Source organism: Pseudomonas sp. MYb2, from assembly GCF_002979955.1.
In the GTDB taxonomy this organism is placed as follows: Bacteria; Pseudomonadota; Gammaproteobacteria; order Pseudomonadales; family Pseudomonadaceae; genus Aquipseudomonas.
Map to the genome: position 1 here is coordinate 1 of NZ_PCQC01000031.1, position 12,504 is coordinate 12,504.

Sequence of the window (12,504 nt, forward strand, 5' to 3'; positions counted from 1 at the left end):
GGCGTACGGCACTTCGCTGAGGCTCAGTGTTCCCTCGCTACGGTGTCCATCCGGGGGCATCGCCTACGGTTTGCTTCGCTGCACCTCCTCTCGATGAATGCGGCTTCGCCGCACGGCGCTGCGCGCCTACCCCCGGATGAACACCTCCGCTCGGCCTGCCGATGGGGCAAAAAATCAAAAGCCAAAGCCAAAGCCAAAGCCAAAGCCAAAGCCAAAGCCAAAGCCAAAGCCAAAGCAAGATCAAAAGCCAGATCAAGAGCCCCTCACCCTAGCCCTCTCCCGGAGGGAGAGGGGACTGATTGAGGTGTTTGGGGGGAGCTACGCCGACGTGCGATACCGCGTTGAACTCAGGCTTTGAAAAGCACCGAAATCAGCACCCTCTCCTTCCACTCCCGGAGGGAGAGGGAACTGATCGTGGTGTTTGGGGGAGATACGCCGACGTGCGATACCGCGTTGAACTCAGATTCTGAAAAGCTCACAAATCGGCTCCCTCTCCCTCGGGAGAGGGCTGGGGTGAGGGGCAGCAACAACGCAAATCAAAAGCCGAACATCCGCCCTTAACCACTCAATAGGCCGAGTGTCAGCTCGCCTGCTCTTGATCTTGATCCTCGGGCGACGTCGGAAGGCTGAGTGGAGGGATTGATCCGGGCGTGGGAGCGCAGCGACCGTTTGGCGCAGCCAAATACAGCGAGAGGAGGTGCAGCGAAGCAAACCGTAGGCGCTGCGCCCGGATCGATCCCGCAGCGAAGGAACCCCGAGCCCCAGCGAGCGGGCCGCACGTAGGAGCAAGCGTTTTTTTGCTTACTTTTTTAGGCGTTTGTAAAAAAAGTGAGTCGCCGTAAGGGCGAAACCCTAAGAAGCCGTTACCGCAGCAACGGATATGTACACAACTCTAGCCGATAACCGCCCAATAAAAATGCCCCGATCTCTCAACCGGGGCATTCAGCACAACATTTACAAAACCATCAAACCATCAATGCGAAACCGCCCCGCTCGCCCCCAACCCAGTCTGCGAACGCACAAACTGCGGGAAGAACAGCGCCCGCTCTTTGTCCGCTGCCGCCGACTTGTCAGTGATCGAGAATAACCAGATCCCCACAAAGGCAATGATCATCGAGAACAGCGCCGGGTACTCGTAAGGGAAGATCGCCTTCTCATGATGCAGAATCTGCACCCAGATGGTCGGGCCGAGGATCATCAAGCCAACCGCACTCACCAGACCCAACCAGCCGCCAATCATCGCGCCACGGGTGGTCAGCTTCTTCCAGTACATCGAAAGCAGCAGTACCGGGAAGTTACAGCTCGCCGCGATCGAGAACGCCAAGCCAACCATGAACGCAATGTTCTGGCTTTCGAACAGGATGCCCAAGCCGATCGCCAACACCGCCAAGGCAATGGTGGTGATCTTCGACACACGAATCTCGTCCTTCTCGTTCGCCTTGCCCTTCTTGATCACACTGGCATACAGGTCGTGAGAAACCGCTGAAGCACCGGCCAGCGTCAGGCCCGCCACAACCGCCAGAATGGTCGCGAACGCCACCGCCGAGATAAAGCCGAGGAAGATACTGCCACCGACCGCGTTGGCCAGGTGCACCGCCGCCATGTTGTTGCCGCCCAACAGCGCGCCAGCCGCATCTTTGAAGGCCGGGTTAGTGCTGACCAGCAGGATCGCGCCGAAGCCGATGATGAAGGTCAGGATGTAGAAGTAACCAATGAAGCCAGTTGCGTAGAGCACGCTCTTGCGGGCTTCTTTTGCGTCACTCACGGTGAAGAAGCGCATCAGAATGTGTGGCAGGCCAGCAGTACCGAACATCAACGCCAGACCCAGCGAGAAGGCCGAAATCGGGTCCTTGACCAGGCCGCCCGGGCTCATGATCGCTTCGCCCTTGGCGTGAACCTTGATCGCTTCGGAGAACAATGTGTTGAAGTCAAAGCCTACGTGCTTCATCACCATCAGCGCCATGAACGAGGCACCGGACAGCAACAGCACAGCCTTGATGATCTGCACCCAGGTGGTCGCCAGCATGCCGCCGAACAGCACGTACATGCACATCAGCACGCCAACCAGAATCACGGCAACGTGGTAGTCCAGACCGAACAACAGCTGAATCAGCTTGCCGGCACCAACCATTTGCGCAATCAGGTAGAACGCCACCACCACCAGCGAACCGCAGGCAGACAGGGTGCGAATCTGGGTTTGCCCGAGGCGGTAGGACGCCACGTCGGCAAAGGTGTATTTACCCAGGTTACGCAGACGCTCGGCGATCAGAAACAGAATGATCGGCCAGCCCACCAGGAAGCCGATCGAGTAGATCAGGCCATCGTAGCCGGAGGTGAACACCAGCGCGGAAATCCCCAGAAAGGACGCCGCCGACATGTAGTCACCGGCAATCGCCAGACCGTTCTGGAAACCGGTGATCTTGCCGCCCGCCGCATAGTAGTCGGCCGCCGAGTTGTTTTTCTTTGAGGCCCAGTAGGTGATGTAGAGCGTCGCACCAACGAACGCCACGAACATCAGGATCGCAGGAATATTCAGCGGCTGTTTGGCCACCTCTCCCGTCAACGCGTCAGCCGCCCAGACACCCGGTGCGAACGCTGCAACGCTCAATAAAGCCAGTAGACGCCGGATCATTGCTGAGCCTCCTTGAGAATCGCATTGTTCAGGTCGTCAAACTCGCCATTGGCGCGGCGCACGTAGATACCGGTCAGGATGAAGGCAGACAGAATCAGCCCGACACCGATCGGGATACCCCAGGTTATGGATGATTCAGGACTGATCTTCGCGCCCAGAATATGCGGCCCGTAAGCAATCAGAAGGATGAATGCGGAGTAAAGCCCGAGCATGATTGCCGAGAGAATCCAGGCGAATCGTTCCCTTTTCTGTACCAGCTCCTTGAATCGGGGACTGTTTTGAATCGAGAGGTAAATGCTGTCGTTCATTGTTTTTATCCTCGCAGCACAAATTATTGTTGGAACATAGCTAATGTATGCGGCTGCGGGAGCGGGAACAGACGACCTTAGTAGTAGAACGCCATGACGTAATCGCCATTCTTCGGTACCCCCAAAACAACTGTAGGAGTGAGCCTGCTCGCGATGGCGTCGTATCAGTCGACATTTTCATCAACTGACAGGACGCTATCGCGAGCAGGCTCACTCCTACAGAGGTACGGCGGTGTTGCTTTTATTTGGTCCAGTCAGCCACGCGATCCGGGTGCTTGGCGACCCAATCCTTGGCCGCTGCGTCAGGCTTGGCACCGTCCTGAATCGCCAGCATCACTTCGCCGATTTCGTCTTTCGATGCCCACTGGAAGTTCTTCAGGAACTTGGCCACTTCCGGTGCTTTGGTAGCGAGTTCTTTGCTGCCGATGCTGTTCACGGTTTCAGCTGCGCCGTACACGCCTTTCGGGTCGTCGAGGAAGCGCAGTTTCCACTTGGCGAACATCCAGTGCGGCACCCAACCGGTGACGGCGATGGATTCGTTTTTCTTCTCGGCACGGGTCAGCTCGGCAATCATGCCGGCGCCGGAACTGGCTTTGAGCGAATACTTGTCGAGGCCGTAATCCTTGATCGCCTGATCGGTCTTGAGCATTACGCCTGAACCGGCGTCGATGCCGACGATACGGTTTTTGAAGGTGTCATCGGTTTTCAGGTCTTCGATCGACTTGGCTTTGACGTATTCCGGCACGATCAGGCCGATTTTTGCATCCTTGAAGTTCGGGCCGTAGTCGACGACCAGATCCTTGTTCTTCGTCCAGTATTCACCGTGGGTCACAGGCAGCCAGGCCGAGAGCATGGCGTCGAGTTTGCCGGTGGCAACGCCCTGCCACATGATCCCGGTGGCGACGGCTTGCAGCTTAACGTCGTAGCCGAGTTTCTGTTTGATCACTTCGGCCGCCACGTGGGTGGTCGCGACGCTGTCGGACCAGCCGTCAACGTAACCGATGTTCAGGGTCTGTTTTTCTGCGCTGGCGAAAGTGGAGCTCATCGCAAGCACCAGAGCGGCACCTGCGCCTAAAAGTCGTCGCATCTTCATCGTTACTTCCCCGAAATGCTGCGCCCGACGGATGCCGGGCATCGTCAACGTATTGTTATGGTGCACAGCGCCCCCATCACGCCTGACCGCAAACCAACTCGAACATCAGCGGAGTACTGATGCCTTGATCATCAACCTGACGCCTCAGGCGACCTGCTCTGTCAGCGACCTCAAGGCAACGAGAAACGACATCAGAAGGCCATTAATCGCGGCTTTATAAATGACGCCAAATAATCCGCCCGAACTTTGCATGTGCAAATCATGCAGGCCACCAACCTCTCTATAAATGCAGGTAACATGCGTCGCTTTGCAGCCACTCGGCCCGACCATGTCCGCGACGTCCCGCTTTCCTTTCCCTGCTTATTTATTTGCCTGCCTGCTGGGCCTGTTTGCCCTCGGTGGCTTCTGGTACGGCCTCGGCAAACCGGTGATACTGCCGGACGCTGCGACGCCGACGCACAAGCTGCAATGCGCGTCCTACACGCCGTTCGACAAAGACCAATCGCCGTTCGACGTGCCATTCAAGCTGCGCCCCGAGCGCATGGACGCCGACCTCGCATTGCTGGCGACACGCTTTGAGTGCATTCGCACCTATTCGATGACAGGCCTCGAGGCGCTGCCGGATCTGGCGCGCAAACACGGCTTGAAATTGATGATCGGCGCCTGGGTCAACAGCAACCCGGTGGACACCGAGAAAGAAGTCGACCTGCTGATCGCCTCGGCCAACGCCAACCCGGACGTGGTCAGCGCGGTGATCGTCGGCAACGAAGCCTTGCTGCGCAAAGAAGTTACCGGCACGCAACTGGTCCGCCTGATCAACAAGGTCAAGAGCCAGATCAAGCAACCGGTCACTTACGCCGACGTCTGGGAGTTCTGGCTCAAGCATCCGGAAGTCGCGCCAGCAGTGGACTTCCTGACCATTCACTTATTGCCGTACTGGGAAGATGACCCGTCAAACATCGACGCAGCTCTGCAACATGTCGCGCAAGTTCGCCAGGTGTTCGGCAATAAATTCGCGCCCAAAGACGTGATGATCGGCGAAACCGGCTGGCCGAGCGAAGGCCGTCAGCGCGAAACCGCCCTGCCGAGCCGGGTCAACGAGGCCAAATTCATTCGTGGTTTTGTCGCAATGGCCGAGCAAGAAGGCTGGCATTACAACCTGATCGAAGCGTTTGACCAGCCGTGGAAGCGCGGCAGTGAAGGCGCGGTCGGTGGCTATTGGGGGCTGTTTGATGCGGATCGTCAGGACAAAGGCGTACTCGCCGGGCCGGTAACCAATGTGCCGTTCTGGAAGGAATGGCTGGCGGTTGGTGGTTTGATTTTCCTCGGCACACTGATCCTTGGCGGTCGCGTTCGCACCACGCGCTCGGCGCTGGTGTTGCCGCTGCTGGGCGCCCTCGGCGCTTGCTCGATTGGCGCCTGGGGTGATCTGGCGCGAGTGACCACAAGGTTTACCGGCGAATGGCTGTGGGTCGGCTTGCTGACAGCGTTGAACCTGTTGGTGTTGGCACATGCGGCGCTGGCGCTCAGTGCGCGTACTGGCTGGCGTCAACGTGCGTTCAATCTGCTGGAGCGGCGTGCCGGCTGGCTGGTTGCGGCGGCAGGTTTTGCTGCGGCGGTGATGATGCTCGAGATGGTCTTCGATCCGCGTTATCGCAGCTTTGCCAGCATGGCGTTCGTGCTGCCGGCGCTGGTGTATCTGTGCCGTCCGGTGAGTGTGCCGCGTCGCGAAATTGCTCTGCTGACGTTTATTGTTGGTGCGGGGATTGCGCCGCAGTTGTATCAGGAAGGGTTGCAGAATCAGCAGGCGTGGGGCTGGGCGTTGGTGAGTGGCTTGATGGTGGCTGCTTTGTGGCGCTGCCTGCGCGTTCACAAGATTTAATATTCATCGACTGAAATGCCCAATCGCGAGCAGGCTCACTCCTACAGTTTGGAATGCGTTCCCCTTGTAGGAGTGAGCCTGCTCGCGATAGCTGACGATCAGGCGCTACGGGACTCGCGGACCAACCGCAACCCGGCAATCACCAACGCAAACACCGCCAACGTAGTGTTGTACAACGCCAGCGCCGGCACCCCGAACACCAGCGCCAGTACCGCCAGCCACCACCCTGCCCGCCCGGGCAAGACAAAACCGACCAACGCCGCCCCCAACGCTGCCCAGCCCAACACCTTGAAGTGAATCATCAAACCAAGGTTCGAGCGCACCTGGCATTCCCAGCGACTGGCCTCATCCACGCAGATACCGACCCACTGCCCGTCCTCCATAAAGCCATACCGCGCGGCATAACTGGCAGCCAGCCACAACGGCAACAGAACAAGCAGCAAAATCACGGGCAAGCGGCGGGACATGAAACACTCCAATCTTCGGAAATCGTCGGCCAGCTTAATCTGCAGCCAGCCGTGTGCAAGAACTAACAACTGTTAACTGTTCATTCAGTCGGTGCAAAGTGTATCGTCCAGCTACTATTACTCCGAATTCTGCCTGTTTGGTGCCGCAGCATGGCACTTTGGCGCAAACCCGGTGGTCATAGCCTGCGAACTTCATTCGGCACCTTCCTCTAAGGGATCTAGTCATGCTCCGTTCCTTGCGCTTCGCCGCGCTGTTCAGCGGCCTTATTTTGAGTGCGTCCGCACTGGCGGTGGATATCGATGCCGCCAGTTATGGCTACCCCCTGACCAACCCGTTCGAGGCGACCATCGCCACGACGCCGCCGGACTTGCGCCCGGAATTGCCGCTGGACGACGACATCAATCAGTCGGACCGCAGCCTGACGTTGCGCCCGGAGCGAGAGTTCATCTTGCCGGACAACTTCTGGGCGGTAAAAAAGCTCACCTACCGCATCGCCACCCAGGACAAGCCGGCGCCGTTGATCTTCCTGATCGCAGGCACCGGCGCGCGTTATGACAGCACACTCAACGAATACCTGAAAAAGCTCTACTACAAGGCCGGCTACCACGTCGTGCAGCTGTCGTCGCCGACCAGTTTCGACTTCATCAGTGCCGCCTCGCGCTTCGCCACGCCGGGCGTGACCAAAGAAGACGCCGAAGACATGTACCGGGTGATGCAGGCCGTGCGCGCGCAAAATCCGAAAGTGCCAGTGACCGAGTATTACCTGACCGGCTACAGCCTCGGCGCCCTTGATGCTGCATTCGTTGCGCACCTGGACGAAACCCGTCGTAGCTTCAACTTCAAGAAAGTCCTGCTGCTCAATCCGCCGGTGAACCTCTACACCTCGATCACCAACCTCGACAAACTGGTGCAAACCGAAGTTAAAGGTATCAACACCAGCACCACGTTCTATGAGTTGGTGCTGAGCAAGTTGACTCGCTACTTCCAGCAGAAAGGCTACATCGACCTCAACGATGCATTGCTTTACGACTTCCAGCAGTCCAAGCAGCACCTGACCAACGAACAGATGGCGATGCTGATCGGCACCTCGTTCCGTTTCTCGGCGGCCGACATTGCCTTCACGTCGGACCTGATCAACCGTCGCGGCCTGATCACGCCACCGAAATTCCCCATCACCGAAGGCACCAGCCTCACGCCGTTCCTCAAGCGTGCGCTGCAATGCGACTTCGATTGCTACCTGACCGATCAGGTGATTCCGATGTGGCGTGCACGCACCGACGGCGGCAGCCTGCTGCAACTGATCGATCAGGTCAGCCTGTACGCGCTCAAGGATTACCTGCACGACAGCCCGAAAATCGCCGTAATGCACAACGCCGACGACGTGATCCTCGGCCCGGGCGACCTCGGCTTCCTGCGCAAGACCTTCGGTGATCGCTTGACCGTTTATCCACTGGGCGGCCATTGCGGCAACATTAACTATCGCGTCAACAGCGACGCCATGCTGGAGTTCTTCCGTGGCTAAATATCTCCTGCTGATTGCTGCGCTCCTCTGCACAGGCGTGGTCCAGGCCGACAACAGTAAAGCCAACGCGCCGGTTGTGGTCGACAGCGACGGCTTCAAAGAGCCGCTGTCCAAACTCAAATTCAACCCAGGCCTGGATCAACGCGAATTCGAGCGTTCGACGCTCAACGCGCTGAACGTCTATGACCCGCTGGAATCGTGGAACCGCCGGGTTTACCACTTCAATTACCGCTTCGACCAATGGGTATTTCTGCCGGTGGTCGATGGCTATCGTTACGTCACGCCAAGCTTTGTGCGCACTGGGGTAAGCAACTTCTTCAATAACCTCGGCGATGTACCGAACCTGCTGAACAGCCTGTTGCAGTTCAAGGGCCAGCGCTCGATGGAAACCACCGCACGCCTGCTGCTCAATACCACCATCGGTATTGCTGGCTTGTGGGATCCGGCGACCGCCATGGGCCTGCCGCGCCAGAGCGAAGACTTCGGTCAGACCCTGGGCTTCTATGGTGTACCGGGTGGCGCCTACTTCGTACTGCCGATCTTCGGCCCGTCGAATATCCGTGATACCGCGGGTCTGGCCGTGGACTACACCGCCGAATCGGCGATCAACTTCCTCAATGTCTCGGAAGTCAGCTCCAACCATCCGGAAGTCTGGGCCCTGCGTGCCGTCGACAAGCGCTACCAGACCAGCTTCCGTTATGGCCAGATGAACTCACCGTTCGAGTACGAGAAGGTGCGCTACGTGTATACCGAGGCGCGCAAGTTGCAGATCGCCGAATAGTTTTCGGCAGGTACAAAAAAGGGCCATTCGATGCGAGTCGAATGGCCCTTTTTCATGGCACAACAAAAGATCAAACTGTAGGAGTGAGCCTGCTCGCGATAGCGGTGTGTCAGGCGACACTTGTGGGGCTGATACACCGCTATCGCGAGCAGGCTCACTCCTACAAGGGTTTTGTGTTGAATGTCAGTTTTTCAGGGATTTCCAGATTTTGCCGACGACAGAAACCACCGCCAACACCACCGCACCGGCAATGATCCCCGCCACACCATTAAGCAACATCGGCACCGCAAACCCGACACTGCCGGCCGCCGCGCCTACGCCTTCAATCCAGTCATGCACCACCGGCACGCCGTGGGTGAGGATGCCGCCGCCGACCAGGAACATCGCTGCCGTACCGACCACCGACAGGGTTTTCATCATGTACGGTGCCGCGCTCAGAATGGCGCTGCCGACTTTCTTCGCGACCTGCCCAGGCTTCTGGGTCAGCCACAAACCAAGATCGTCGAGTTTGACGATGCCCGCCACCAGGCCATAAACGCCCACCGTCATCACAATCGCAATGCCGGACATCACGATCACTTGCTGCGTCAGCGAGGCCGTTGCCACGGTACCCAAGGTGATGGCGATAATCTCTGCCGAGAGGATGAAGTCAGTGCGAATCGCGCCCTTGATCTTGTCTTTCTCATACGCCACCAGATCAGTCGCCGGATCGGCTACCGCCTCAGTCAGTTGCGCATGTTCGATCTCGTCTTCTGCCTTGCTGTGCAGAAATTTGTGCGCGAGTTTCTCGAACCCTTCGAAACACAAGTAAGCACCGCCAACCATCAACAGCGGCGTCACCAGCCATGGCACGAACGCACTGATCGCCAGCGCCGAGGGCACCAGAATCAGCTTGTTGACGAACGAACCCTTGGCCACGGCCCAGACCACAGGAATTTCCCGCTCGGCACGCACGCCGGAGACCTGCTGGGCGTTGAGCGCCAGATCGTCGCCGAGCACGCCGGCGGTCTTCTTGGCGGCCATTTTGCTCATCAACGCCACGTCGTCCAGCACGGTGGCAATATCGTCGACCAGCACCAGCAAACTGCTTCCTGCCATGAATCCTGTTTCCTTTTATGTATGAATGTTGCGAAGCATAACGCGACCTTAGACCACGCGGGGCATTCTTGAGCGTCGCGCGAGGCCGGTGCTACCATGCGCAACCGCCAGAACAGGCAAGGAACCACCGGGTTTATGAGCACAATCCGCGAGCGCAACAAAGAACTGATCCTGCGTGCCGCCAGTGAGGAGTTTGCCGACAAGGGCTTCGCTGCGACCAAAACCAGCGACATCGCCGCCAAGGCGGGATTGCCCAAGCCCAACGTCTACTACTACTTCAAGTCCAAGGAAAACCTTTACCGCGAGGTATTGGAAAGCATCATCGTGCCGATTCTGCAGGCGTCGACGCCGTTCAATCCCGACGGTGTGCCGAGCGAAGTGCTGAGCGGCTACATCCGCTCGAAGATCCGCATCTCCCGCGACCTGCCCTTCGCCTCGAAAGTATTCGCCAGCGAAATCATGCACGGCGCCCCGCACCTGAGCGCCGACCTGGTCGAGCAGCTCAACGGCCAGGCCAAGCACAACATCGACTGCATCCAGAGCTGGATCGATCGCGGCCAGATCGCCCCGATCGACCCTAATCACCTGATGTTCAGCATCTGGGCCGCAACCCAGACCTACGCCGACTTTGACTGGCAGATTTCTGCTGTGACCGGCAAGGACAAGCTGGACGAGGCGGATTACGAGGCGGCGGCACAAACGATTATCCGGTTGGTGTTGAAGGGGTGTGAGCCGGATCAGTAAGACCGCGGTGATGCTATCGCTGGCAAGCCAGCTCCCACAGGGATTTGTGTTGTTTGCAAAATTTGTATCCAACACAGAACTGGCTTGCCAACTCTCACAATCACTCATGCAGAACTGCAAAATCTTTGTCCAGCACAAAAACCTGTGGGAGCTGGCTTGCCAGCGATGAAGGCAACTCGGTTTCATATCAAATCCAAATGGCATCCCACAGCGGATAATCACCCAGCTTTTCCACCAAGCCTGCCCGCAATGGGTTGGCCACTACATACCGCGCCATCTTCACCAAATCCTCCTCCCGCCGCAGTGCACGATCATGAAAGCCTTGCTGCCAAAGCGGCCCGCTTCGACCGCTGCACTCGTTCACGTCCCGAGCAATCAAAGATTTGGTTTCCCTCATCAGCCTTCTGAGCGAACAGTTTTCCAGCTCAATCAACCAATGAAAATGATCCGGCATGACTACCCATGCCAACGACTTTGCCAGTCCAACATTTTGCGCGCGACGAAATTGATGAACGACCAATCTGCCCAGAGAGAAATTGGCGAAGATGGGTTTTCGATCAAGAGTGTTCGTGGTCAGTAGATAGATGCGGTTGGGCTCGGCATAGCGACCGGCTCGCAGACGATGTGAAGCAGGAAGATCAGGCAATCCATTGCCCCTTCATGATGGGTTCATCAGAAGGCTAGTCCTCTGTGGTCTATACGGCGGGCTGGTCTTTTTTCTTGATGTGTCAGTCAGGCCGCCATCGCTGGCAAGCCAGCTCCCACAGGTTTTTGTATTGGTTACAAAATCTGAACAAGACAAAAAACCTTGTGGGAGCTGGCTTGCCAGCGATGACAATCGATCAGACGCTAGCGATCAAACCGATACACCCACATCTCAAACCTCCTCCCCCATCAACCAGCGCAACGCCTGCGGCAGCGAGGTGCTCCAGTCGTCCGGGAAAGTATGTCCAGCCTCATGAGTGCGGGATTTGACCTCGTTGCCGTCGCTGAACAATTGGCGGAAATCGGCGCTCATCTGTAGATTGCCCGGCCCTTCTTTTTTGCCATTGATGACAAACACACGCTTGCCGCGCGCCTTGCTTTCGGTGGGCGTCGGTTGATTGCCGCCGGGTGACAGCAGCAGTGCGCCGGCGTAATCGTCCGGGTGTTGCGCCAATAGCGCGCCGGCGTGTTGCGAACCTTGCGAGAAGCCCATCAGGAACACGCGTTTGCGATCGATGCATTGCTGGGCTTCGAGGGCTTTGAGGCCTTTCTGCACGGTTTGATGGGTGCCTTCGAAACCGGGGCCGATCCAACGGAAGCTGTCGACCGCGTTGATCATTTGCGTGCCGTTGATCCCCAGAATGATTGCGCCGGTGTCGGCCAGCGGCTGGTAGTCTGCATCCAGCTCACCATTGACACCGTAACCGTGCAGCCACACCACCACCGGGCGGCAGGCTTTGGGCGCAGGGATCTTCGCCGACGGATTGAGCACGGAAATCGCGCCAACCTTGCCCTCGGCGATTTTCTTGTAACGCTGCTGCGCGCTGGCCAGTACGGATTTGTAGGTGGCGGTGTCGCGGAGCTCGGAGAAGTCTTCGTCCCCTGCCAGCAGCGGGCCGAACCACAGGCCACGGTCATCGGCCTCCTGCAGATAGCGCAGCGCCAGTCGATCATCGCCACGGCGGGCAAACAGCGCCGCCACCTGATAAGGCGCCAGCAGTTGCTTGGGATCTTCACGGGAGGCTGCCAGGTAAACCGCAATTGCCTGCAACGTGTCGGTTTCTTCGAGCTTCTCGGCCCGCTCCATCAACTCCGGTACATCGTCGGCGTTGAGCAGTGCAGAAACCACCGGACTCAGCGCGTTAAAGGCGATTTCGTCGGCGTCGGGGGCTTCCGTCGCATGCAGGACGGGCGTGCAGAGGGTGATGGCGGCGGCCATCGTCATGGCAAATAGCGTTTTCACGCAGATCTTCCTTGATACATAAACGAGA

Annotated in this window: 11 protein-coding genes; 4 read left to right on the plus strand and 7 right to left on the minus strand. The window is 58.0% G+C overall.

All coding sequences use genetic code 11. The features are described from left to right. Nucleotides 1–973: 973 nt before the first annotated feature. The 3 genes from CQ009_RS28950 to CQ009_RS28965 all read right to left on the minus strand — a co-directional run bounded on the left by CQ009_RS28950 (nt 974) and on the right by CQ009_RS28965 (nt 4,033). The gene (locus CQ009_RS28950; RefSeq protein WP_064390905.1) at nt 974–2,632 is read right to left on the minus strand and encodes a cation acetate symporter; all 1,659 of its coding nucleotides are present in this window, start codon (nt 2,630–2,632) and stop codon (nt 974–976) included. Further along, the gene (locus CQ009_RS28955; protein WP_016987516.1) at nt 2,629–2,940 is read right to left on the minus strand and encodes a DUF485 domain-containing protein; all 312 of its coding nucleotides are present in this window, start codon (nt 2,938–2,940) and stop codon (nt 2,629–2,631) included. Before CQ009_RS28955 ends, CQ009_RS28950 begins: the two co-directional genes overlap by 4 nt. Nucleotides 2,941–3,181: 241 nt before the next feature. Next, nucleotides 3,182–4,033 carry a glycine betaine ABC transporter substrate-binding protein gene (locus CQ009_RS28965; protein ID WP_105709413.1) on the minus strand — a complete coding sequence of 284 codons (852 nt, stop codon included), beginning with the start codon at nt 4,031–4,033 and terminating at the stop codon, nt 3,182–3,184. 286 nt (nt 4,034–4,319) lie between these two features. On the opposite strand from CQ009_RS28965, the gene CQ009_RS28975 reads away from it, so the two are divergent. Next, nucleotides 4,320–5,915 carry a glycosyl hydrolase family 17 protein gene (locus CQ009_RS28975; protein ID WP_105709414.1) on the plus strand — a complete coding sequence of 532 codons (1,596 nt, stop codon included), beginning with the start codon at nt 4,320–4,322 and terminating at the stop codon, nt 5,913–5,915. A 98-nt stretch (nt 5,916–6,013) separates the two neighbouring features. On the opposite strand, the gene CQ009_RS28980 is transcribed toward CQ009_RS28975, so the two are convergent. Continuing rightward, on the minus strand, nt 6,014–6,382 hold the full coding sequence (locus CQ009_RS28980) for a hypothetical protein (protein WP_064390902.1): 369 nt from the start codon (nt 6,380–6,382) through the stop codon (nt 6,014–6,016). 224 nt (nt 6,383–6,606) lie between these two features. Here CQ009_RS28980 and CQ009_RS28985 point away from each other — a divergent pair, with 224 nt between their 5' ends. Both CQ009_RS28985 and CQ009_RS28990 read left to right on the plus strand, forming a co-directional pair. Then, nucleotides 6,607–7,905 (plus strand): hypothetical protein, encoded by a 1,299-nt coding sequence (locus tag CQ009_RS28985; protein WP_064390901.1) that lies wholly within the window; start codon nt 6,607–6,609, stop codon nt 7,903–7,905. Then, nucleotides 7,898–8,686 carry a VacJ family lipoprotein gene (locus CQ009_RS28990; protein ID WP_064390900.1) on the plus strand — a complete coding sequence of 263 codons (789 nt, stop codon included), beginning with the start codon at nt 7,898–7,900 and terminating at the stop codon, nt 8,684–8,686. The genes CQ009_RS28985 and CQ009_RS28990 overlap by 8 nt, the downstream gene beginning before the upstream one ends. A 183-nt stretch (nt 8,687–8,869) precedes the next feature. Here CQ009_RS28990 and CQ009_RS29000 read toward each other — a convergent pair whose 3' ends face one another. Further along, nucleotides 8,870–9,784 carry a DUF808 domain-containing protein gene (locus CQ009_RS29000; protein WP_105709415.1) on the minus strand — a complete coding sequence of 305 codons (915 nt, stop codon included), beginning with the start codon at nt 9,782–9,784 and terminating at the stop codon, nt 8,870–8,872. Nucleotides 9,785–9,919: 135 nt separating this feature from the next. On the opposite strand from CQ009_RS29000, the gene CQ009_RS29005 reads away from it, so the two are divergent. Next, nucleotides 9,920–10,528, plus strand: coding sequence for a TetR/AcrR family transcriptional regulator (locus CQ009_RS29005; protein ID WP_008083515.1), 609 nt, complete (start codon nt 9,920–9,922; stop codon nt 10,526–10,528). A gap of 187 nt (nt 10,529–10,715) precedes the next feature. Here the strand turns inward: CQ009_RS29005 and CQ009_RS29010 are convergent, their stop codons facing one another. Together CQ009_RS29010 and CQ009_RS29015 are read right to left on the minus strand one after the other, a co-directional pair. Further along, nucleotides 10,716–11,174, minus strand: a complete 459-nt coding sequence (locus tag CQ009_RS29010; RefSeq protein ID WP_064390897.1) for a transposase — start codon at nt 11,172–11,174, stop codon at nt 10,716–10,718. Nucleotides 11,175–11,405: 231 nt separating this feature from the next. Continuing rightward, nucleotides 11,406–12,476 carry an alpha/beta hydrolase gene (locus tag CQ009_RS29015; RefSeq protein ID WP_146117578.1) on the minus strand — a complete coding sequence of 357 codons (1,071 nt, stop codon included), beginning with the start codon at nt 12,474–12,476 and terminating at the stop codon, nt 11,406–11,408. Nucleotides 12,477–12,504 lie beyond the last annotated feature (28 nt).